Genomic DNA, 20,484 nt, shown 5'->3' with positions numbered 1-20,484 from the left:
CTCTGGTTTAAAGGACTTTGGCAGAGGTATGAGTGATCTCCTCCACTTGAATTCCTTCTTTTTCAAACTTATCCTTTAATGAAGTCAAATCGATTTTTCCATCAATTTGAACTTCAATGACGACCTTCCCATCCTTACGCGGAATATTAACTGTGTGCGAGATATTTAGATTTTCTTCTACGATTAGAGCTACAATTTTTCCCAGTACTCCTACTTCATTTTCTGTAATGAAACGAACACGAATACCCTCTTCTCCGTATCCGGCGATTTCCAAGAAAGCCTGAAAAACATCGCGGTCTGTAATTACGCCGTAGACCTGATGATTGTCTACGACTGGTAATATCCCAATTTTATTTTTCAGCATCAGGTAGGTCGCATCTTCTAGACTTGCATAGCCAGAAACAGTCACGACATCTCGAATCATTACATCTTTTACTTTGGTTTTATTCAGAAGATAATTCATCTCATAGATAGAGAGACTGGTTGCTTTAGATGGGCTGGCTTCCGCAATGGTTCCTTCTGTTACCAATCCGACTAATTGATCGTTTTCGATAACAGGTAAACGGTGCAAACCTTGCTCGCGCATCAAATCTGCTGCGTGTGCTACAGTCGTATCTGGACTGATATAAACTACCTTACGGGTCATGAAATCTTTAACTGCCATGGGACTTCTCCTTCTATATTGCTACCTTTATTATACACTTTCTTAGAAAATCTATCAAACGCTTTCATTTCTTTTTCAAGATTTTGAGTCTTTTACAAAAAAGAGCTCTAATTTAGAGCTCTATATGTGCAAGTTAGCAAACATTATTTATATTTCTTCTTTCAGTTGTTAAGGATACTACCGACTAGTATTGAAAACCTATTATCATCTCCATCCGCAACCTAAACTAGTCCCCCAGACTAGATGAGAATTGCTTACGCAACTCATCCACCGACTAAAACAATTCACTGGATTGGATGATTACTTGCGCAATCCTTATCCGCCGACTAAAACAATCCACTGGATTGTTTTAGCCACCTAGATATGCTTTTCTGACTTCTTCTGATGAGGCTAGTTCTTTTCCTGTTCCTGATAGGACGATCTTGCCTGTTTCAAGTACATAACCACGGTCAGAGATAGCAAGGGCCTTGTTGGCGTTCTGTTCGATTAGGAGAACTGTTGTTCCTTGCTTCTGAATATCTTGAATGATATCAAAAATTTCTTGGATAAAGATTGGGGCCAGTCCCATTGATGGCTCATCCAAGAGAAGGAGCTTAGGTGTAGACATGAGAGCGCGTCCCATAGCCAGCATCTGCTGTTCACCGCCTGAAAGAGTTGCCGCATCTTGGTTTTTACGCTCTTCCAGACGTGGGAAGCGTGAAAAGACTTTTTTCAAGTTGGCTTGATTTTCTTCACGATTTTTCTTCAAGAAAGCTCCCATTTCTAGATTTTCCATAACAGTCAAACCTGGGAAAACATGGCGTCCCTCAGGAACTTGTGAAAGGCCACCTGCCACGATTTTTTGCGCTGGCAACTTTTGAATTTCTTTTCCTAAAAACTGAATTTTACCAGCACTTGGGCGAACCAAACCTGAAAGGGTACGAAGAATGGTTGTTTTACCAGCACCATTGGCACCGATAAGGGAAACAACTTCTCCTTCATTAACCTCGAAACTCACATCACGAACTGCTTGGATCATACCATAATGTACAGAGAGGTTTTCAACTTTTAACATAGGCATTAGGCTTCACCTCCTAGATAAGCTTCGATAACACGTTTATTCGTCTTAATTTCGTCAGGAGTTCCCTGAGCAATCAAACGGCCATATTCAAGAACATAGATACGCTCAGTGACTTCCATAACCAAATTCATATCGTGTTCGATGAGCATGATAGTAATTTTAAATTCATCTTTGATACGACGGATCAGTTCTGTCAATTCAGCCGTTTCTTGAGGATTCATCCCAGCTGCCGGTTCATCCAAAAAGAGGATCTTAGGTTCGGTTGCCAGAGCACGAACGATTTCTAATCGACGTTGTTGGCCATAGGCCAGATTCTTGGCAAGAGTATCTGCGTCACCATCCAAATCAAAAATCTTCAGCAAGTCTAAAGCTTTGCTTTTTAATTCTTCCTCATTCTTATAGAAAGCAGGTAAGCGTAAGAAACTAGCTAGGACATGCTGTTTATGATGATTGCTAAACGCAATCAAAACATTTTCCAAAACTGTCAAGTCTTTGAACAAACGAATATTTTGGAAGGTACGACTGAGACCAAGTGAAGCAATCTTATAGGGAGTTTTCCCATTTAGGAGGTGACCATCTAGTGTCACAGTACCTTCGCTTGGTTCATAAACACCGGTCAAGAGATTGAAAAGGGTTGTTTTACCTGCCCCGTTTGGTCCAATCAGACCAACCAATTCTCCCTCGTTCAATTCAAGAGTGACATCTCCAACAGCTGTTAGACCGCCAAAATGTTTGGTTAACTGTTTAACTTCAAGTAGTGCCATTAGTTTTGTCCCTCCTTCTTAGATTTTTTAAAGAAACGTGATAGACTCAATTCCCATGTCCCAAGAAGTCCACCTGGTCTGAAAATCATGACCAATACAAGAGCCAAGGCGTAGATAATCATACGTACGCTAGCAACATCTTGAAGGAGCATATTTAAAATTCCTAAAACAATCGCTGAAACGATGGTACCAGTAATCGATCCAAGTCCACCAAATACAACGATAATCAACACATTGATGGAATTAATAAAGGTGTAATCTTTTGGCACAACAGATCCGATAAAACCAGCCTGAAGTGAACCAGCAATACTTGCTGTAATGGCCCCAAAGACAAAAGCGATAATCTTGATCTTTGTAGTGTTTACCCCAACGGATTCTGCAGCAATCTCATCCTCACGAACAGATAGAGTAGAGCGTCCGATTGGACTACGTAGGAAGTTGAGAGTTGCAATAGTTGTGATCACCACAAATAGATAAACCATTTGCCAGTTAGTAAAGTTTGGAATACCCAAGATACCAGCAGCACCGTTGGTCAAACTTCCACCATTAATGATAAAGATACGAATGATTTCTGAAACACCTAGTGTCGCAACAGCCAGGTAGTCACCCTTTAAACGAAGCGTTGGAATCCCAACGAGCAAAGCGACTGCACCAGAAATCAAAGCACCCAAGACCATTGCTCCAAAGAAAGCACCATAGGTTGGTGATTTTGAACCAATAATCGCTGCTGCATAAGCCCCAATCGCCATAAAACCTGCATGACCAAGTGAGAATTGTCCTGAAAAACCGACAATTAAGTTCAAACCTACTGCAAGGATGATATTAATCCCAATTTGTTCTAAAATTTGGACATGGAATAGATTGAGAACACCAGCAGAAACCAGTACACTAATCAATCCATAACCCGCTAACAGAAGGAATAACCAGAGAATATTTACTTTAAGATTTGTCTTCATTGTTTACACCTTCTCTTTCACATTCTTACCAAGGATACCTGCAGGACGAATAATCAGAATCAAAAGCAAGATCCCATAAACGATAGCATCACGGAAATCAGACATACCAAAGGCAGTAGCAAAAGTTTCCAACAAGCCAATCACAAATCCCCCTAGAGCTGCACCAGGAATAATCCCGATACCACCAAGTACGGCTGCAACGAATGATTTTAGACCTGGAGTCACGCCCATCAAAGGTTCAAGAGAGTTGTAGTAAAGGGCAATGAGGACACCTGCCGCACCAGCAAGAGCTGAACCCAAAGCAAAGGTAAAACTGATTGTACGATTTACATTAATTCCCATCAATTGAGCTGCGTCACTATCAACTGATACCGCACGCATGGCTTTCCCCATTTTTGTTTTTTGAACGATCAATTGCAATAAAACCATCAAGAGTACAGAAACTGCTAAAATCATTAATTGAATATTTGTCAAGCTAATTGGTCCCAAGTCAAAGCGGACGGTTTCAATTGCTTGAGGGAAGGCACGAGTATTGGCGCCTACTAGATAAACCATTCCGTATTCCAGTAGGAAAGACACTCCGATAGCAGTAATCAATACAGCAATACGTGTAGAGTATCGCAAAGGACGGTAGGCAAGAAATTCAATCACAACACCAAGTAGTGCGGTTCCTGCCATTGAAATAATCAAAGCTAAAAAGAAATCCATTTGGAAGGAATTAATCAAAAAGTAACCAATAAAGGCACCTATCATATAAATATCACCGTGGGCGAAGTTAATGAGTTTGATAATTCCATAAACCATGGTATAACCCAGGGCCAAAAGTGCATAAACACTACCCAGAATTAAACCATTCACAAGTTGTTGGAGCATAGCATTCACTCTTTTCTATCGTTATTTTTTAGAAAATTTCTCAATTTTCACAAGTTCATAAACACCGAAACAGGGAGTGAGTCAAAGGCTCATTCCCTATTTCAACTACTATTCTAATGTTATGGTTTTACAACTTCTGCTGCTTCTACTTTACCATTGTTCATGGTCATCATGTAAGCAGTTTTCACTGTATTGTGGTCAGCATCAAAGCTCGTTTGACCAGTTACACCATCAAAATCTTTTGTTTTAGCAAGGTTGTCCTTGATTTCACCTGAGTTTTTAGCACCTTTTGCAGCATTGGCTACTAGATAAACTGAGTCATAAGCCAAGGCTGAGAAGGTTGAAGGCTCTTCATTGTATTTAGCACGGTATGCTTCAAGGAAGGCTTTAGCTTTTTCAGAAACATCAACTGTAGTTGAGAATCCTGAGATGAAGTAAATGTTTGATGCTTTTTCAGCTGTTGCTTGTTGAACAAATTCTTCACCGTTAAATCCATCACCACCAACGATTGGTTTATCAATTCCCATACCACGGGCTTGGTTTACGATTTTACCTGCTTCTGTGTAGTAGCCTGGAACAACGATAGCGTCAAACTCTTTCCCTTTCATTTTAGTAAGGGCTGCTTGGAAGTCTGTATCACCTGCTACAAACGTTTCATCTGCTACAATCTCACCCTTGTAGGTTTCGCGGAAAGATTTAGCAATACCTTTAGCATAGTCACTAGCATTGTCAGTATAAAGAACAACCTTCTTAGCATTCAACTTGTTTGTTACATAGTTAGAAATAATCTTCCCTTGGAAGCTATCTTGGAATGTTCCGATAAATAGGTAATCTTGACCTTTGGTTAATCCATCTTGAGTGGCACTTGGTGAGATCAATGGCACTCCAGCTTTGGTAGCGTTAGCTACAGCTGCAGCAGTTGCACCAGATGTCGCAGGTCCTACAATAGCTGCTACTTTTGATTGGGTAACTAGGTTCGTTGTAACAGAAGCTGCTTCGGCAGTCTCTGACTTGTTGTCTTTGTCTACAACGTCGATTTGTTTTCCATCGATACCACCTGCTGCATTGATTTCATCAACGGCAAGTTGAGCTCCTTTTTGTTCAGATGTTCCGTAGGCTGCTACGGCACCAGTTTCTTCAAAGTTAAATCCGATTTTAATTGTCTTTTCATCGACTGAGTTACCAGCAGCGTTTGAGGCTCCTGATTTGACCTCTCCACAAGCGGCGAGAAGCGCTACGCTAGCAAGGGCCACAAAAGATAGGGCAAATTTTTTCTTCATTTTTTATCTCCTTATAATATTGTTCCAAAATAGTATGTTAAGAATATACCGAATTATCAGAAAATTGTCAACCTTTTTATTCACTTTTTTAAATGATAACGTTTTCTTCATTTCGATAGAGATTCCCAACAAAAGGAGTTTCTAACTCTTGAATGTGACACCGTCTAATTTTCTTGATATATCTTTCCTTACCTAATCTCTCAACTAAGTCATCTAGCTCCTCAGTTGGAACATAGAGCTGCAAGTAACGATGCTTCTTAGAATGGTAACAGATGTCACCGTATTCCTGAAGTTTCTTTGCATCCCGATTATAGTAAAGATAGATGATTAATCCTGATCGATTGACCTTTTCAAACATGATAAATCCTCTTTCTAAGAAATCTTCTCCTATTATATCAAAAAAAGCAAACCCCGTCGAGTTTGCTTTTTAGCTTGGTTAGCTCAAAGAATTGTTGGCCATGATTTCATCAATAAAACCATACTCAAGTGTTTCTTGGGCGCTCATCCAGTAATCACGTTCTGCGTCTACATGAATTTGCTCAACTGTTTTACCAGAGTTATCTGCAAGAATTTGCTCCAAAGTCTTACGAGTTTTAAGCAAGTGCTCTGCAGCAATTGCCATATCGGTTTGTTGGGTACCACCACCTGTACCACCCATTGGTTGGTGAATCATGTACTCTGCATTTGGAAGCATGAAACGTTTGCCTTTTGCGCCACTTGATGCAATGACAGTCCCCATGGATGCAGCCATCCCCATAACGATTGTTTGGACATCTGCCTTGATAAAGTTCATGGTATCAACGATTGCCAAACCAGCTGAAACGGAGCCCCCAGGTGTATTGACATAAAGGTAAATATCTTTTGTACTGTCTTGGGCATCCAAGAAGAGCAATTGGGCAATAACGGAGTTGGCCATGTTGTCTTCAACTGGTCCAGTCAACATGATGATACGATCTTTTAGTAGACGTGAGTAAATATCATATGAACGTTCTCCACGGCTTGTTTGTTCAATAACTACAGGAATCATTCATTTCTCCTTTTAAGGTTGAATTTTCTTAGTCTTACGACTCAATACAACTATTATATCTTTTTGGTCAAAAAAGGTCAAATTTTTGCTCTATTCTCTAAACAGAAACAAAAACTCAACCTCCTTTCAAGTCAAAAACGAACTTCTAGTTTCAATATTTACTTTGGAATTTTATTTAGTACCAAACAAGCGGTCTCCAGCATCTCCAAGACCTGGAACGATATAACCGTGTTCGTTCAAGCGTTCATCCAAGGCTGCAGTAAAAATTTCTACATCTGGGTGTGCTTCTTGGAGGGCTTTCACTCCTTCTGGAGCAGATACTAGGCAGACAAACTTGATATTTGAAGCGCCACGTTTTTTAAGGGAATCTACTGCCAAGATTGCTGAGCCACCTGTTGCCAACATTGGATCAACGACAAAAATTTGACGTTGGTCAATATCCTCAGGTAATTTCACTAAGTATTCAACTGGTTGAAGGGTTTCTTCATCACGGTACATACCGATGTGTCCAACTTTTGCTGCTGGAACCAGATTCAAGAGACCATCTACCATCCCGATACCTGCACGCAAGATTGGGACAATCGCCAATTTTTTACCAGCCAATTGTTTTTGAACGGTCTTTGTGATAGGTGTTTCGATTTCCACGTCTTCAAGTGGAAGATCACGAAGTACTTCATATCCCATCAACATTGCAATCTCGTCTACTAGTTCACGAAAAGCCTTTGTGGAAGTGTCTGTACGACGCAAGATTGACAATTTGTGTTGAATTAGTGGATGATTAATGACTTCAATTTTTCCCATTTTCTGAGTTCCTTCTTTCAATTTATTCTTCTTATTATATCAAAAAACGGTTTAAAAAGCTTTCTAAACCATTTATTTTTATTAATTTTTAAATCAAATCTGCCTCTTGAAGAGCTGTCTGAACAGTCTCTAATGGTAAATGGGTCAACTCAGTGCCTTTTTCGTGATAAAGGTACTGGGCATAGTCATCCATTCGGTACTGGTTGATATAAACCACGCGCTTGCAACCAACCTGTAGCAGTTGTTTGGTGCAGTTCAGACAAGGGAAATGGGTCACATAGGCTGTAAAACCTCTGGGAACCCCTCGTTCGGCTCCTTGCAAGATGGCATTAACCTCGGCGTGAAGGGTTCGGACACAGTGACCTTCAATGACTAAACATTCGTGGTCAATACAGTGCTCCGTTCCCGATACGGAACCATTATAGCCTGTTGAAATGACTTTATTGTCCTTGACTAGGACAGCTCCCACCTTGGCACGTTTACAGGTCGAACGATTAGCAATCAGTAAAGCCTGGGCTGCAAAGTACTCATCCCAAGCCAGTCTTTTTTCTGTCATAATTCTTCTCCTTATCCCCTATTTTTTGAAAAATGGTAAGCGTAAATCTGCAATCTTTTCAGCCGGAACCTTCATGCCATCCTTGATCCATTTGAGCAGAACCGATACGATGGCAGAGCTCCAAAAGGAATGAAGATAGCTGCTGACACCTTTTGACTTTCCGTGGTATTTTTCTAGAAATTCCTGCATAGCTTGGACGAAAATCTTTTCCAAATGGTAGTCCAGAGCAAGTTGAATAACCTTGGCTTCTTTCTTGGCTGCGCGGAAAAGGTGTACCCAGACTAGATAAAGGTCTGTTTTGACATCGTAGTGGCTCAACTGTTCCATAATGTTATGGACACTGCGTTTAAAAACACTTTCCAAAATCTCTTCTTTGGAGTCATAGTTACGATAGAAGGCAGCACGAGAGACGCCCGCCCGTTTGACTAATTCTGAAATACTGATCTTTGCCAAGTCTTTTTTTTCCAGAAGTTGCAAAAGAGCCGTCTCGATTGCTTCTCTAGTTAAAAAATTGGATTCTTGATTTGATTTTCTGAGATTTTCAAGAGATTTTTCAGATATTCTACGTTCAGACATAACAATTTCTTTCTACTTGTAACAACAGACGTATGGTGCTTTTGTTTCAAGGACATTCATGATACAATTGTAAAAAAAGACAGAACCTTTGTCAATGTATAAGTGACAAAGATGGAGAATTTCTATGACTTGGAAGATTGTAGCTGACTCTGGTTGTGATTATCGTCAACTGGCAACTCCTGCTATTGATACGGAATTTGTTAGTGTTCCTTTAACCATTCAAGTAGCCGATCAGGTCTTTACCGATGATGCCAATCTTGACATTGACCACATGATGGAAACCATGTATGCGACTTCTGAGGCTTCAAAATCAGCTTGTCCTAGCCCTGATGATTACTTGCGTGCATTTGAAGGTTCTAAGCATATCTTTGTCGTTACCATTACTGGTACTCTTTCAGGTAGCCATAATAGTGCACAACTCGCTAGAAATATTTACCTTGAAGAACACTCTGACACTCAGATTCATGTGATTGATAGTTTATCTGCTGGTGGGGAAGTTGACCTAATTGTAGAAAAAATCAATGACTTGATTGATCAAGGACTTTCTTTTGAAGAAATTGTTGAAGCTATTACAGCCTACCAAGAAAAAACCAAATTGCTCTTTGTCCTCGCTAAAGTTGATAACTTGGTAAAAAATGGCCGTTTAAGTAAGCTTATTGGTACAGTCGTTGGTCTTCTCAACATCCGTATGGTTGGGGAAGCAAGTGAAACTGGAACCCTAGAACTGCTCCAAAAAGCGCGTGGACCAAAAAAATCTCTTCAAGCGGCCTATGAAGAGCTCATCAAGGCTGGCTATGCTGGTGGTCGAATTATCATGGCTCATCGCAGCAATGAAAAATTCTGTCAACAATTGTCAGAACGCTTGATCCAAACCTTCCCACAAGCCAATATCAAAATTCTCCCAACCTCTGGTCTTTGCAGTTTTTATGCAGAAGATGGCGGTTTGTTGATGGGATATGAAATCAACTAAGATTATTAGCAACAAGAGATGCCAAGCATCTCTTGTTTTTTGTGGTACAATAAATCTATGAAACATTTTGATACTATTGTCATCGGTGGAGGGCCTGCTGGTATGATGGCTACGATTTCCAGTAGCTTTTATGGTCAGAAAACCCTTCTCATCGAAAAAAATCGGAAACTCGGAAAAAAATTAGCTGGTACAGGTGGTGGTCGTTGCAATGTAACTAACAATGGAAGTCTAGATGACCTACTAGCTGGCATCCCTGGAAATGGACGCTTTCTATACAGTGTCTTTTCCCAGTTTGATAACCATGATATCATCAACTTTTTCACGGAAAACGGTGTTAAACTAAAGGTTGAGGACCACGGCCGTGTCTTTCCTGCTACTGACAAATCTCGGACCATTATCGAAGCCTTGGAGAAGAAAATCATTGAACTTGGTGGGCAAATTGCTACTCAAACAGAGATTGTTTCGGTTAAAAAGATAGACGACCATTTTGTCCTTAAGTCCGCAGACCAAAGCTTCACTTGTGATAAACTCATTGTTACAACAGGTGGCAAATCTTATCCTTCGACTGGTTCGACTGGTTTTGGTCACGAGATTGCCCGTCATTTTAAGCACACCATTACAGAGCTTGAGGCAGCTGAAAGTCCTTTATTGACAGATCTTCCACATAAGGCCTTGCAGGGAATTTCGCTGGATGATGTGACCTTAAGCTATGGCAAGCATGTCATCACTCATGATCTACTCTTTACCCACTTTGGTTTGTCCGGCCCTGCTGCCCTACGTATGTCTAGCTTTGTCAAGGGCGGAGAGGTTCTCTCACTCGATGTTTTGCCTCAACTTTCTGAGAAGGACTTGGCTGCATTTCTAGAAGAGAATCGGGAAAAATTCTTGAAAAATGCTTTAAAAACCTTGCTTCCGGAACGCTTGGCAGAATTTCTTGTGCAAGGCTATCCTGAAAAAGTCAAACAACTGACTGAAAAGAAACGCGAACAACTTCTCCAGTCCATCAAGGCTCTCAAAATCCCTGTGACTGGAAAAATGTCTCTTGCCAAGTCCTTTGTCACCAAAGGTGGTGTCAGTCTCAAGGAAATCAATCCCAAAACTCTGGAAAGTAAGCTCGTTCCCGGCCTCCACTTTGCAGGCGAGGTACTGGATATCAATGCCCACACGGGTGGCTTTAACATCACTTCTGCCCTCTGTACCGGATGGGTGGCAGGAAGTCTGCATTATGATTAAAGATCAAAGGTTGTGAAAAATGAACAGAAGAGAAACAGTCGAATTTGTCAACATGTGTATGATTCAAAACGGAGACAAGGTTCTGGTTCAAGATCGAGTTAGTCCCGACTGGCCCGGCATTACTTTTCCTGGTGGTCATGTTGAACGTGGCGAATCCTTTGTCGATGCTGTCATTCGTGAAGTGAAAGAAGAAACTGGTCTGACCATTTCCAAGCCCCAACTCTGTGGTATCAAAAACTGGTACGATGACAAGGATTATCGATATGTCGTCCTTTTTTACAAGACAGAACACTTTACTGGTGAACTCCAGTCTTCAGACGAAGGGAAAGTTTGGTGGGAGGACTTTGAAAATCTTTCTCATCTAAAACTTGCTACTGATGATATGTCTGATATGCTTCGTGTGTTTCTAGAAGAAGATCTCAGTGAGTTCTTCTACTATAAAGACGGTGACGACTGGCTTTATGATTTGAAGTAAAAAATAGGCTAGGAAATTCCTAGCCTATTTATTCTGCATTTGTCCGAACGTAAGCTGCAATGACATCTGATGTGTACTGGGCTGTTCCAGAGCCAAACTTGTCAATGTTTCTCTTGAACTCTGGGTTGTAGACATATCCTTTACCGATATGTCCGAAGACTTCAATAGAGCAGTCAAATCCATAAGTACGAATGGCTTGCAAGAGATTGGCTGCTTGCTCTTGGTTTTTAGTTGCTGTTGCAGGTAAACCAGCTTGAAGATTTTGTGCCAAAGTTTGAAAGACTTGGTTAAAGGCAGCCGTAGACTCATCTTCACGACCTTTTTGTCGCTCGAGGGCTTGATCCATGACTTCTTGTCCATATTTCTCTACCGCTTCTTGGTGGTATTTTTGGTTGTCTTGATAGCTAAATCCCGTGAATTTTTCCTCAATGGTCATTTTTCTTTCTCCTTTTTGTTCTTGAATGGTTTTTTGCAAGGTGGAAATCAAGGTATCTAGATGTTCCCTTTCTCGAGTCAAATAGTCCAACTGCCTGGTCAAATGAGGCAATAAATCTGTCCTTTCTTCCTTTAATAGTTCCGCTATTTTCTCTAAAGAAAAGCCTAGATATTTGTAGTAAAGAATGACCTGAAGGCGTTCCAAATCCTCTTGACTATAGGTTCGATAGCCGTTTTCCGACTTTAAGGGGACCAGAAGTCCTATCTTATCGTAGTGGTGCAGGGTCTTGACAGAGACACCTGAAAGCTGCGCAGCTTCTTTGATATGGTACATGATTTCCTCCTTATACTCAATGAAAATCAAAGAACAAACTAGGAAGCTAGCCGCAGGCTGTACTTGAGTACGGTAAGGCGACGCTGACGTGGTTTGAATTTGAATTTCGAAGAGTATTACATTGATAGTATAACCCCTCCCCTTAGGTCAGAGTCAAGCGTTTTTGTGAAAATTTTTTAACTTTATGAGAAAACTGTGAAAACTTGAAAATGGTTTTCTTGACAGGCCTTAGAAAACATGATAGGATAGTCCAGTCTATCAATCAAACAGTAGGCTCATAGAGAGCCATTGAGAGAAGGCTATTTGACAACTCAAGTAGCCTTTTCTTATTTTAAAAAACGAGATTGGAGTTTCAACTATGTCAGAAAAATCGCAATGGGGCTCGAAACTTGGCTTTATCCTAGCATCTGCTGGTTCAGCTATCGGACTTGGAGCCGTTTGGAAGTTCCCTTACATGACTGCTGCTAATGGCGGTGGAGGCTTTTTACTGGTCTTTCTCATTTCCACTATTTTAATCGGTTTCCCACTCCTGCTGGCTGAGTTTGCCCTTGGTCGTAGTGCTGGCGTTTCCGCTATCAAAACCTTTGGAAAACTTGGTAACAATAACAAGTACAACTTTATCGGTTGGATTGGTGCCTTTGCCCTCTTTATCCTCCTATCCTTTTACAGTGTTATCGGAGGATGGATTTTAGTCTATCTAGGTGTTGAGTTCGGAAAGTTGTTCCAGCTTGGCGGTACGGGTGATTATGCTCAGTTATTTACTTCAATCATTTCAAATCCAGCCATTGCCCTAGGTGCTCAAGCAACCTTTATCTTATTGAATATCTTTATTGTATCACGTGGGGTTCAAAAAGGGATTGAAAGAGCCTCGAAAGTCATGATGCCCCTGCTCTTTATCATCTTTGTCGTGATCATTGGGCGCTCGCTCAGCTTACCAAATGCCATGGAAGGGGTTCTCTACTTTCTCAAACCAGACTTTTCAAAACTAACTAGCGCTGGTCTCCTTTATGCCCTGGGACAATCTTTCTTTGCCCTCTCACTAGGAGTCACAGCCATGCTGACCTATGCGTCCTACTTAGACAAGAAAACCAATATGGTCCAATCAGGGATTTCCATCGTAGCCATGAACATATCGGTATCCATCATGGCGGGACTAGCCATTTTCCCAGCCATGTCAGCCTTCAATATTCAGTCTGAAGGGGGACCAAGCTTGCTCTTTATCGTCTTGCCCCAACTCTTTGACAAGATGCCTTTTGGAACTATTTTCTACATTCTTTTCCTCTTGCTCTTCCTCTTTGCGACGGTTACTTCTTCTGTCGTTATGCTGGAAATCAATGTGGGCAATATCACCAACCAGGACAACAGCAAACGTGCTAAGTGGAGTGCCATTTTAGGAATCTTGACCTTTGTTTTCGGCATTCCTTCAGCCCTATCTTACGGTGTTATGGCAGATGTTCACATTTTTGGAAAGACCTTCTTTGATGCTATGGACTTCTTGGTTTCCAACCTCCTCATGCCCTTTGGGGCTCTCTGTCTGTCTCTTTTTACTGGCTATATCTTTAAAAAGGCCCTTGCCATGGAGGAACTGCATCTTGATGAAAGAGCATGGAAACAAGGACTTTTCCAAGTCTGGCTTTTCCTCCTTCGTTTCATCATTCCTATTATCATCATTGTGGTTTTTATCGCCCAATTTATGTAATCAAAAAGGACTTGAGTAGTAAACTCAGGCCCTTTCTTTTTATGGATGGCTAACAATCAATTCCAAACCTTGCCCTTCCAAGGTCCAAGTTTCAACATCACTTGGTAGGATAAAGTGGCTCCCTTTTTGAATCGGATAGTTTTTTCCATCAACAGTGAGGTGACCTTGACCGGCTAAGATACTCAACAAGCTGTAGTCAGCTGTCTTTTCAAAGTCAACTTTTCCAGTGATTTCCCACTTGTAAACTGCGAAGAAGTCATTAGACACCAGAAGAGTTGAACGCAAATCATCAGCTTTGATAGTTACAGGACGGCTATTGGCAGGCTCTCCAATGTTTAAAACATCGATAGATTTTTCAAGGTGAAGTTCACGCAAGTTACCCTTGTCATCCTTACGGTCAAAGTCATAGACACGATAGGTGGTATCGCTAGACTGCTGGGTTTCAAGAATCAAGATACCTGCTCCGATAGCGTGCATGGTTCCGCTTGGTACATAGAAGAAATCTCCAGCCTTGACAGGGACTTTTGTTAATAGACCATCCCAGTTTTTAGCTTCGATTTGCTGGCGAAGTTCTTCCTTTGACTTAGCATTATGACCATAGATAATCTCTGATCCTTCATCTGCAGCGATGATATACCAGCATTCTGTTTTTCCAAGTTCACCTTCATGCTCTAGTCCATAGGCATCGTCTGGGTGAACTTGAACACTAAGCCAGTCATTGGCATCGAGGATTTTGGTCAAGAGTGGAAACACAGGTTCTGGACGGTTGCCAAACAACTCACGGTGTTCCGCATACAAAGTTGCTAGGTCTGTTCCCTCGTAGCGACCATTGGCTACCTTAGAAACTCCATTTGGATGAGCTGAGATAGCCCAGTATTCTCCGATTTTTTCACTTGGAATGTCGTAACCAAACTCATCACGTAGCTTGGTTCCACCCCAGATTTTTTCTTGCATAACTGATTGTAAAAATAATGGTTCTGACATGTCGATCTCCTGTCTGTTTTCTCCTTTCATTATAGCAAAAAAAGAGTTCCATTAGAACTCTTTTTCATATCTTATAAATTAGGGAGAAGATTTTATAAAAATAGTGAAGAAATCCCCTCATATGCTATAACTTTTGTTGGCGTTCAAACTCTACTATGCCCTTATTTCATACGATAAAAATCAAGCACTAGTCCGGAAGGGCCTCCAACTAACAGGCTTTCGGTTCCCCAATCGGTTACAACTGGACCGTTTAAAACCTGGATACCAAGCTCTTTCAACCGTTGGTAGTTCTGATCTACATCCTCAACCTCGATATGAAGAATGATTCCTGACTGAAAGTTTTCCAAAGGAATCAAATGATTTTGAGACAACATGAGGCAGTGACTGCCAATCGTGAACTGTGCAAAACTGTCGTCAACATAATCGGCTTTTTTATCCAAAATACGCTCCAAGTCGGCACAGACTTGAGGAACATTTGAAACGATGATATCTAATTGATTTAAATTCATTTACTATCCTCCAGAAAAAGACCGGATTGCTCCGATCTTTTCAAGTTCTGCTCTAAGAAAATCAAAGAATAAAATCTACAAAGTTTACCTTTGATTTTCGATGAGAGAAATTATTTGATTGCGCGTGATTGCAATCCTTCTTCTTCCAAGAAGAGGCGGAATGGTACGAGTTCTTCTGCTTCGTATTTTTCCTTGAAGGCTTTGATTGCTTCTTCTGAGTGAAGTTTTGGATCCAATTCAAGTACTTCTACTGGAAGTGGACGGTGTTGCGTGATGCGAGCATCGATAACAACAGTTTTACCTTCTTTGTTGAGTTTCACAGCTTCTGCAACAACTGCGTCGATGTCTTCGATACGATCAACTGTAAATCCAACAGCACCTTGTGCTTCAGCAATTTTTGCGTAGTCAGCGTTTGTGAAGTCACAACCAAACAAGTGTTTATTTGTGTCTTCGTATTTGTCCTTGATGAAGGCATATTTACCATTTGAGAAGATAACGTTGATAACTGGAAGGTCGTATTGAACGTTTGTGATCACGTCTGGGTAGCACATGTTGAATGCACCGTCACCCATGATGTTCCATACTTGGCGATCTGGATTGTCTTTTTTAGCAGCGATACCACCAGGAAGGGCAATACCCATTGTCGCAAAGAGTGGAGATGTACGCCACATGTTCTTAGGTGTCATGTGAAGGTGACGAGTAGATGTTTGAGTAGTGTCACCTACGTCGATTGAGTAGATAGCGTCTTGATCAGCATGTTTATTGATAGCATTGTAAACTTGGTACAATTGCAATTCACCCTCAGTTTTACCTTCGAGTTTGTTCATGTAATCACGCCAGTTTTGGTTGTTCTTAACGTTTGCACGCCACCATGGAGTAGATTCTACTGGGTTTACTTTGTCAAGGATTGCTTTCGCTGCTTGACCTGCATCACCAAGGATAGAAGCATCAAGGGCATGACGTTTACCAAGTTTGTAAGGGTCAATATCAACTTGGATGAATTTTTCAGTGTTCTTGAAGGCTTCGTAAACTTCAGCAAATGGGAAGTTTGAACCAAGGAAAAGAACGGTGTCTGCTTCAAAGACCACTTCGTTGGCTGGTTTCCAACCAACACGGTAAGCAGAACCTGTCAAACCTTCGTAGTCCCATTCAAAGGCTTCGAAGTTTTTACCAGTTGTGATGATTGGTGCTTTGATCTTACGTGACAATTCAGTGATGACATCACCAGCACCAACTCCACCAAAACCAGCGTAGATAACTGGACGTTCCGCATTGTTCAAGATCTCAACTGCTTTGTCAATTTCAACTTCGTTCAAAGCAGGAGCGATGAAGCGACGTTCGTAAGAACCTGATCCGTAGTATGAGTTTTCGTCGATTTCTTGGAAACCGAAGTTTACTGGGATTTCAACAACAGCTGGACCTTTTTTAGAAACTGCAGCACGGCAAGCTTCGTCAATTACTTTTGGCAATTGCTCAGCGTAAGCTACACGTTTGTTGTAGACAGCGATACCGTTGTACATTGGGTTTTGGTTCAATTCTTGGAAGGCATCCATGTTGAGTTCGTTAACTGGACGTGATCCAAGGATAGCAAGGAATGGAGTGTTATCCATAGCTGCATCGTAAACACCGTTAATCAAGTGAGTCGCACCTGGACCACCTGAACCAACAGCAACCCCGATTGAGCCGCCGAATTTAGCTTGCATTACCGCTGCAAGAGCACCTGTTTCTTCGTGGCGAACTTGCAAGAAGCGGATATCTTTGTCTTCAGCCAAAGCATCCATCAATGAGCTGAGTGTTCCTGATGGGATACCGTAGATTGTATCTACGCCCCATGTTTTCAATACATTAAGCATTGCTGCAGATGCAGTAATTTTCCCTTGAGTCATAATGATAACTCTCCTTCAAATATTTTTAAAACTTGATTCATCCGTTTTCATATATTATTTGGAAACGTTTCAGCAAATTTTTACTCTACTACTTTACCACATTTGTTTTGGGTCTCCTAAGAATGTGCTCAGAAATTTTTATTCTCTATTACAGTACAGTTTGAAAACGTTTTATGTGACTGTTTTATAATAAAAAGCGAGCAAGCTCGCTTTTAGTCTATTTTACTAAAGTTTAGTAAGAGTGAACTGGTCAGAACAGATACAGAACTAAAGGCCATGGCTAGACCTGCCAGTTCTGGATTGAGGGCCAATCCAACACCAGAAAAGATTCCTGCTGCAATCGGAATTCCGACGACATTGTAGATAAAGGCCCAGAAAAGATTGAGCAGAATACGGTTAAAGGTTTTCTTACTCATGTCAAAGGCACGAACCACTCCTAGGAGGTTATTAGTTGTCAACACTAAATCTGCTGACTCGATGGCGATATCCGTTCCAGCTCCCATAGCAATCCCCACATCTGCTACACTGAGGGCAGGAGCATCATTGATGCCATCACCAACAAAGGCTACTTTCCCAGCTGCTTGTAGTTTATGGATTTCATGGGCTTTTTCTTCTGGTAGGACGCCTGCAATGACCTCTTCGATTCCGATTTGATCTGCAATAGCACGCGCCACACCAGCATTATCTCCTGTCAGCATGACTGTTTTAAGACCACGTTTTTTCAACTGACTGATGGCTAGCTTAGCATTTTCCTTGGGAATATCTTGCAAAGCAAGCAAGCCTTTGATTTCATTATCAACAGCCAAGAAAACAACTGTCTTAGCTTCTTTTTCTAGTTCTTCTAGTTTTTCCTGATAAGCGCTGGAAATATCCATACTATCTAGCATTTTAGCATTTCCAAGTAAGACTTGTTTCCCAGCTATTTGCCCTGAAACACCTTTTCCGTGCAAGGCTTGGAAATTTTCGACAGTTTGAAACTCAAGTCCAGCTTCACTTGCTCTCTTGACAACAGCCTCAGCCAGTGGGTGTTGAGAAGCTTCTTCCAAGGAGGCAGCTAAGCCGAGCACTTCTGTCTCATCGCCAATGATATCAGTGACCACTGGTTTTCCTTCCGTCAAAGTCCCTGTCTTATCAAACACGATAGTTTGGACTTTCTGAATTTCCTGTAAGACTGTTCCATTTTTGAGAAGAACCCCCATTTTGGCACTGCGTCCTGTCCCTACCATAAGAGCTGTCGGTGTTGCAAGACCCAAGGCACAAGGGCAGGCAATAATCAAAACCGCAACTCCATAGAGAAGAGAAGACACAAAGCTAGCTCCAAGCACGACTACACTATCCCTGAGCAAAACGAACCAAACCCAAAAGGTCACGATTCCTAAAATGACAACTGCTGGGACAAAAATCCCTGAAATCTTATCCGTCAAGTCCTGAATCGGTGCGCGGCTAGTCTGAGCTTTCTTTACAAAGTCTACAATCTGTGCCAAAACAGTCTCTGAGCCAACCTTTTCTGCCCTAAAAATAAGCGTTCCGCTATTATTGATAGTTGAGCCAATGACAGTATCTCCAACTGTCTTGTCCACTGGCAGGCTCTCACCTGTCACCATGGATTCATCTATGCTGGACACACCTTCCACTACGACACCATCAACTGCAATCTTTTCACCTGGACGCACTCGAACCAGGTCGCCTACCTTGACTTGGTCCAAGGGAACTTGAACATAGCTATCATCACGCAAGACTTCCGCTGTTTTAGCCTGCAAATCCAGTAGTTTCTCCACAGCTTGGGAAGTATTTTTTCTCATTTTCTCTTCAAAAACTGCCCCCAAAAGAACGAAGAAGAGGATAAATCCAGCACTTTCAAAGTAGACAGGGAGACCAGCAAAGAGGGCAACTAGACTATAGAGATAAGCCACTAGAGTTCCCAAAGCAACCAAGGTATCCATATTGGCATTGTGTTTTTTAAAGCTGGCCCAAGCGCTTTGGATATAAGGACCACCTGCTACTAACATAATAGGCGTTGTGGCTAGAAAGGTTCCCCAATGCATGACTTGGTGACTAATGCTGCCTGTCAACATCCCAATCATGAGAATCACAAGAGGCACAGTAAAGATACTGGTAATCCAAAAACGCTGTAAAAGTGATAAAGATTTTCGAGTCTTCTCAACTACGGTATAACTTCCCTTTTGCATCTTCATTCCACATGAGAATTCATGTTTCCCCAACTCTTGAGGTGTAAAACGAATGACCTTTTCCTCGTCTACTCCGATTGGTTCCAAGATGCCTTCTTCTTCAAAAAGAATTTCCTTGTAACAGTTTGAAGGGGTGGCACGATGAAAGGTAATTTCAGCGGGAATCCCTTTTTGGAGCTGGATATGGGCTGGGTGATAGCCTTTTTCAGCTGTGATACGGATTTTTTGAATGCCATTTTCCAGGCTTGCTTTCACAATTTCAGTCATCATTTCCTCCTACTCTACAATCATCTTGCCGTGCATCATATTCATGCCACATGCAAAGCCAAACTCTCCAGCCTGTTCAGGTGTGATTTCCACTACATACTCTTCACCCATAGGCAAGTCCGCATGCACTCCAAAATCTGGGAAAACAATCTGATCTAGGCAGGGTGAAGGGTCCTTACGGTCAAAGACAATACGGGCTGGCACTGATTTCTTAAGAATAATCAACTCAGGCGTATATCCCCCTTTGACTTCCACTCGAATCTCTTGGTAGCCCTTTTTTTGCTGAGCCTTTTGTCCAGATTTTTCAGGCTTTTTGAAAAACCAAATCAAGATAAACGCGATAAGGGCAATACAAATAATGGTTACAATACTATTTAACATGACGTCTCCTTTACATACAATTACATTTTACTTCTGTTACAGCGCTTGATTTCTTCTCAGAAATCACAGCTTCTAAGTCTTCCAAGTCAGCCTGAGTAAAATCACATTCAGCAATCAAATCAGCCAACAAGTTCTTAATCCTACGAGAACAAACCTTGTCCTTGATATCTTGGACAAGCAAGTCTCGGCTTTGGTCTAGAGTTAAAAGCGCCGAATAAACAAAGGACTTGCCCACTTTTTTCCTTGTCAGACACTCTTTCTCAACCAAACGAGCCAAAAGAGTTTGAATGGTTGACTTGGACCAGTCAAACCGTTCCGCCAGAACCCTGATCAAATCGCTACTGGTCTGCTCGCCCTGCATCCAGATAATCTTCATGACCTGCCATTCTGCATCTGAAATCTGCATTGTTATTCCTCCTAAATCTACATTTGTCGATTACAATTATCAGTATACCTCCAAAATCTACATTTGTCAATTATAAAATTACATATTTCTTAAAAAAGTGCTTTAATCATTTGATGGGGGATTTGCAGTCAAATTTTACTATATAAACTATAAAAATAT

Annotated in this window: 22 protein-coding genes; 4 read left to right on the top strand and 18 right to left on the bottom strand. The window is 41.4% G+C overall.

Annotated elements, in window-relative coordinates:
- Positions 1-7: 7 nt before the first annotated feature.
- The 11 genes from KIH88_RS03085 to KIH88_RS03035 form a co-directional block, all read right to left on the bottom strand.
- On the bottom strand, positions 8-664 hold the full coding sequence (locus KIH88_RS03085) for a CBS domain-containing protein (RefSeq protein ID WP_000268646.1): 657 nt from the start codon (positions 662-664) through the stop codon (positions 8-10).
- 349 nt (positions 665-1,013) lie between these two features.
- Entirely contained in the window at positions 1,014-1,724 is a 711-nt protein-coding gene (locus tag KIH88_RS03080) for an ABC transporter ATP-binding protein (protein ID WP_033584957.1), read from the bottom strand.
- Positions 1,724-2,488, bottom strand: a complete 765-nt coding sequence (locus tag KIH88_RS03075) for an ABC transporter ATP-binding protein (protein ID WP_001186016.1) — start codon at positions 2,486-2,488, stop codon at positions 1,724-1,726. The genes KIH88_RS03080 and KIH88_RS03075 overlap by 1 nt, the downstream gene beginning before the upstream one ends.
- A complete protein-coding gene (locus tag KIH88_RS03070; protein ID WP_000856262.1) occupies positions 2,488-3,444 on the bottom strand; it encodes a branched-chain amino acid ABC transporter permease in 957 nt (318 codons plus the stop codon). The genes KIH88_RS03075 and KIH88_RS03070 overlap by 1 nt, the downstream gene beginning before the upstream one ends.
- Before the next feature lie 3 nt (positions 3,445-3,447).
- On the bottom strand, positions 3,448-4,317 hold the full coding sequence (locus KIH88_RS03065) for a branched-chain amino acid ABC transporter permease (RefSeq protein ID WP_125840696.1): 870 nt from the start codon (positions 4,315-4,317) through the stop codon (positions 3,448-3,450).
- A 119-nt stretch (positions 4,318-4,436) separates the two neighbouring features.
- Positions 4,437-5,597, bottom strand: coding sequence for an ABC transporter substrate-binding protein (locus tag KIH88_RS03060; protein WP_125840697.1), 1,161 nt, complete (start codon positions 5,595-5,597; stop codon positions 4,437-4,439).
- 88 nt (positions 5,598-5,685) lie between these two features.
- Complete coding sequence (locus KIH88_RS03055) at positions 5,686-5,955, bottom strand: YlbG family protein (RefSeq protein WP_061597844.1); 270 nt, start codon at positions 5,953-5,955, stop codon at positions 5,686-5,688.
- 78 nt (positions 5,956-6,033) lie between these two features.
- A complete protein-coding gene (gene clpP / locus KIH88_RS03050) occupies positions 6,034-6,624 on the bottom strand; it encodes an ATP-dependent Clp protease proteolytic subunit ClpP (RefSeq protein ID WP_000613469.1) in 591 nt (196 codons plus the stop codon).
- A 171-nt stretch (positions 6,625-6,795) separates the two neighbouring features.
- A complete protein-coding gene (gene upp, locus KIH88_RS03045; protein WP_000515972.1) occupies positions 6,796-7,425 on the bottom strand; it encodes a uracil phosphoribosyltransferase in 630 nt (209 codons plus the stop codon).
- An 88-nt stretch (positions 7,426-7,513) separates the two neighbouring features.
- Positions 7,514-7,981, bottom strand: a complete 468-nt coding sequence (locus tag KIH88_RS03040; protein ID WP_000136990.1) for a deoxycytidylate deaminase — start codon at positions 7,979-7,981, stop codon at positions 7,514-7,516.
- An 18-nt stretch (positions 7,982-7,999) separates the two neighbouring features.
- A complete protein-coding gene (locus KIH88_RS03035; protein WP_033584950.1) occupies positions 8,000-8,557 on the bottom strand; it encodes a TetR/AcrR family transcriptional regulator in 558 nt (185 codons plus the stop codon).
- A 124-nt stretch (positions 8,558-8,681) separates the two neighbouring features.
- Between KIH88_RS03035 and KIH88_RS03030 the strand changes: the two genes are divergently transcribed.
- Genes KIH88_RS03030 through KIH88_RS03020 form a run of 3 tightly spaced genes read left to right on the top strand, consistent with a single transcriptional unit; the run spans position 8,682 to position 11,235 of the window.
- Positions 8,682-9,527, top strand: coding sequence for a DegV family protein (locus tag KIH88_RS03030; protein WP_213988707.1), 846 nt, complete (start codon positions 8,682-8,684; stop codon positions 9,525-9,527).
- Positions 9,528-9,584: 57 nt separating this feature from the next.
- Positions 9,585-10,760, top strand: coding sequence for a BaiN/RdsA family NAD(P)/FAD-dependent oxidoreductase (locus KIH88_RS03025; RefSeq protein WP_213988708.1), 1,176 nt, complete (start codon positions 9,585-9,587; stop codon positions 10,758-10,760).
- 19 nt (positions 10,761-10,779) lie between these two features.
- The gene (locus KIH88_RS03020) at positions 10,780-11,235 is read left to right on the top strand and encodes an 8-oxo-dGTP diphosphatase (protein WP_213988709.1); all 456 of its coding nucleotides are present in this window, start codon (positions 10,780-10,782) and stop codon (positions 11,233-11,235) included.
- A 28-nt stretch (positions 11,236-11,263) separates the two neighbouring features.
- On the opposite strand, the gene KIH88_RS03015 is transcribed toward KIH88_RS03020, so the two are convergent.
- Positions 11,264-12,004: a MerR family transcriptional regulator gene (locus KIH88_RS03015; protein WP_213988710.1), complete on the bottom strand. Its 741-nt coding sequence runs from the start codon at positions 12,002-12,004 to the stop codon at positions 11,264-11,266.
- Between the two features lie 358 nt (positions 12,005-12,362).
- Here KIH88_RS03015 and KIH88_RS03010 point away from each other — a divergent pair, with 358 nt between their 5' ends.
- A complete protein-coding gene (locus tag KIH88_RS03010) occupies positions 12,363-13,703 on the top strand; it encodes a sodium-dependent transporter (RefSeq protein WP_213988711.1) in 1,341 nt (446 codons plus the stop codon).
- Between the two features lie 39 nt (positions 13,704-13,742).
- On the opposite strand, the gene manA is transcribed toward KIH88_RS03010, so the two are convergent.
- From manA to KIH88_RS02980, 6 genes are all read right to left on the bottom strand, one after another.
- Positions 13,743-14,687 (bottom strand): mannose-6-phosphate isomerase, class I, encoded by a 945-nt coding sequence (gene manA, locus KIH88_RS03005; RefSeq protein WP_213988712.1) that lies wholly within the window; start codon positions 14,685-14,687, stop codon positions 13,743-13,745.
- A gap of 161 nt (positions 14,688-14,848) precedes the next feature.
- On the bottom strand, positions 14,849-15,196 hold the full coding sequence (locus KIH88_RS03000) for a VOC family protein (RefSeq protein WP_084921436.1): 348 nt from the start codon (positions 15,194-15,196) through the stop codon (positions 14,849-14,851).
- 110 nt (positions 15,197-15,306) lie between these two features.
- Positions 15,307-17,082, bottom strand: coding sequence for a pyruvate oxidase (gene spxB, locus KIH88_RS02995; protein ID WP_000191796.1), 1,776 nt, complete (start codon positions 17,080-17,082; stop codon positions 15,307-15,309).
- 212 nt (positions 17,083-17,294) lie between these two features.
- Positions 17,295-19,538, bottom strand: coding sequence for a heavy metal translocating P-type ATPase (locus KIH88_RS02990; RefSeq protein WP_045590780.1), 2,244 nt, complete (start codon positions 19,536-19,538; stop codon positions 17,295-17,297).
- A 9-nt stretch (positions 19,539-19,547) separates the two neighbouring features.
- Positions 19,548-19,919 (bottom strand): cupredoxin domain-containing protein, encoded by a 372-nt coding sequence (locus KIH88_RS02985; protein ID WP_045590779.1) that lies wholly within the window; start codon positions 19,917-19,919, stop codon positions 19,548-19,550.
- 10 nt (positions 19,920-19,929) lie between these two features.
- Positions 19,930-20,325: a CopY/TcrY family copper transport repressor gene (locus KIH88_RS02980; protein WP_045590778.1), complete on the bottom strand. Its 396-nt coding sequence runs from the start codon at positions 20,323-20,325 to the stop codon at positions 19,930-19,932.
- Positions 20,326-20,484: the final 159 nt, after the last annotated feature.

Source organism: Streptococcus oralis (assembly GCF_018448765.2).
Classification (GTDB): domain Bacteria; phylum Bacillota; class Bacilli; order Lactobacillales; family Streptococcaceae; genus Streptococcus; species Streptococcus oralis_BM.
Note: the sequence above shows the minus strand (reverse complement) of the source record. Positions and strands in the feature narration are given on the sequence as shown.

Bases quoted from the DNA above. Each gene is read 5' to 3' on its own strand.
- KIH88_RS03020 (WP_213988709.1), top strand. From the start codon at position 10,780: ATGAACAGAAGAGAAACAGTCGAATTTGTCAACATGTGTATGATTCAA.
- KIH88_RS03010 (WP_213988711.1), top strand. From the start codon at position 12,363: ATGTCAGAAAAATCGCAATGGGGCTCGAAACTTGGCTTTATCCTAGCA.
- KIH88_RS03000 (WP_084921436.1), bottom strand. From the start codon at position 15,196: ATGAATTTAAATCAATTAGATATCATCGTTTCAAATGTTCCTCAAGTC.
- KIH88_RS03075 (WP_001186016.1), bottom strand. From the start codon at position 2,488: ATGGCACTACTTGAAGTTAAACAGTTAACCAAACATTTTGGCGGTCTA.
- KIH88_RS03030 (WP_213988707.1), top strand. From the start codon at position 8,682: ATGACTTGGAAGATTGTAGCTGACTCTGGTTGTGATTATCGTCAACTG.
- KIH88_RS03060 (WP_125840697.1), bottom strand. From the start codon at position 5,597: ATGAAGAAAAAATTTGCCCTATCTTTTGTGGCCCTTGCTAGCGTAGCG.
- KIH88_RS03040 (WP_000136990.1), bottom strand. From the start codon at position 7,981: ATGACAGAAAAAAGACTGGCTTGGGATGAGTACTTTGCAGCCCAGGCT.
- KIH88_RS03055 (WP_061597844.1), bottom strand. From the start codon at position 5,955: ATGTTTGAAAAGGTCAATCGATCAGGATTAATCATCTATCTTTACTAT.
- upp (WP_000515972.1), bottom strand. From the start codon at position 7,425: ATGGGAAAAATTGAAGTCATTAATCATCCACTAATTCAACACAAATTG.
- spxB (WP_000191796.1), bottom strand. From the start codon at position 17,082: ATGACTCAAGGGAAAATTACTGCATCTGCAGCAATGCTTAATGTATTG.
- KIH88_RS03065 (WP_125840696.1), bottom strand. From the start codon at position 4,317: ATGCTCCAACAACTTGTGAATGGTTTAATTCTGGGTAGTGTTTATGCA.
- manA (WP_213988712.1), bottom strand. From the start codon at position 14,687: ATGTCAGAACCATTATTTTTACAATCAGTTATGCAAGAAAAAATCTGG.
- KIH88_RS03015 (WP_213988710.1), bottom strand. From the start codon at position 12,004: ATGTACCATATCAAAGAAGCTGCGCAGCTTTCAGGTGTCTCTGTCAAG.
- KIH88_RS03085 (WP_000268646.1), bottom strand. From the start codon at position 664: ATGGCAGTTAAAGATTTCATGACCCGTAAGGTAGTTTATATCAGTCCA.
- KIH88_RS03080 (WP_033584957.1), bottom strand. From the start codon at position 1,724: ATGCCTATGTTAAAAGTTGAAAACCTCTCTGTACATTATGGTATGATC.
- KIH88_RS02990 (WP_045590780.1), bottom strand. From the start codon at position 19,538: ATGACTGAAATTGTGAAAGCAAGCCTGGAAAATGGCATTCAAAAAATC.
- clpP (WP_000613469.1), bottom strand. From the start codon at position 6,624: ATGATTCCTGTAGTTATTGAACAAACAAGCCGTGGAGAACGTTCATAT.
- KIH88_RS03070 (WP_000856262.1), bottom strand. From the start codon at position 3,444: ATGAAGACAAATCTTAAAGTAAATATTCTCTGGTTATTCCTTCTGTTA.
- KIH88_RS03025 (WP_213988708.1), top strand. From the start codon at position 9,585: ATGAAACATTTTGATACTATTGTCATCGGTGGAGGGCCTGCTGGTATG.
- KIH88_RS02985 (WP_045590779.1), bottom strand. From the start codon at position 19,919: ATGTTAAATAGTATTGTAACCATTATTTGTATTGCCCTTATCGCGTTT.
- KIH88_RS02980 (WP_045590778.1), bottom strand. From the start codon at position 20,325: ATGCAGATTTCAGATGCAGAATGGCAGGTCATGAAGATTATCTGGATG.
- KIH88_RS03035 (WP_033584950.1), bottom strand. From the start codon at position 8,557: ATGTCTGAACGTAGAATATCTGAAAAATCTCTTGAAAATCTCAGAAAA.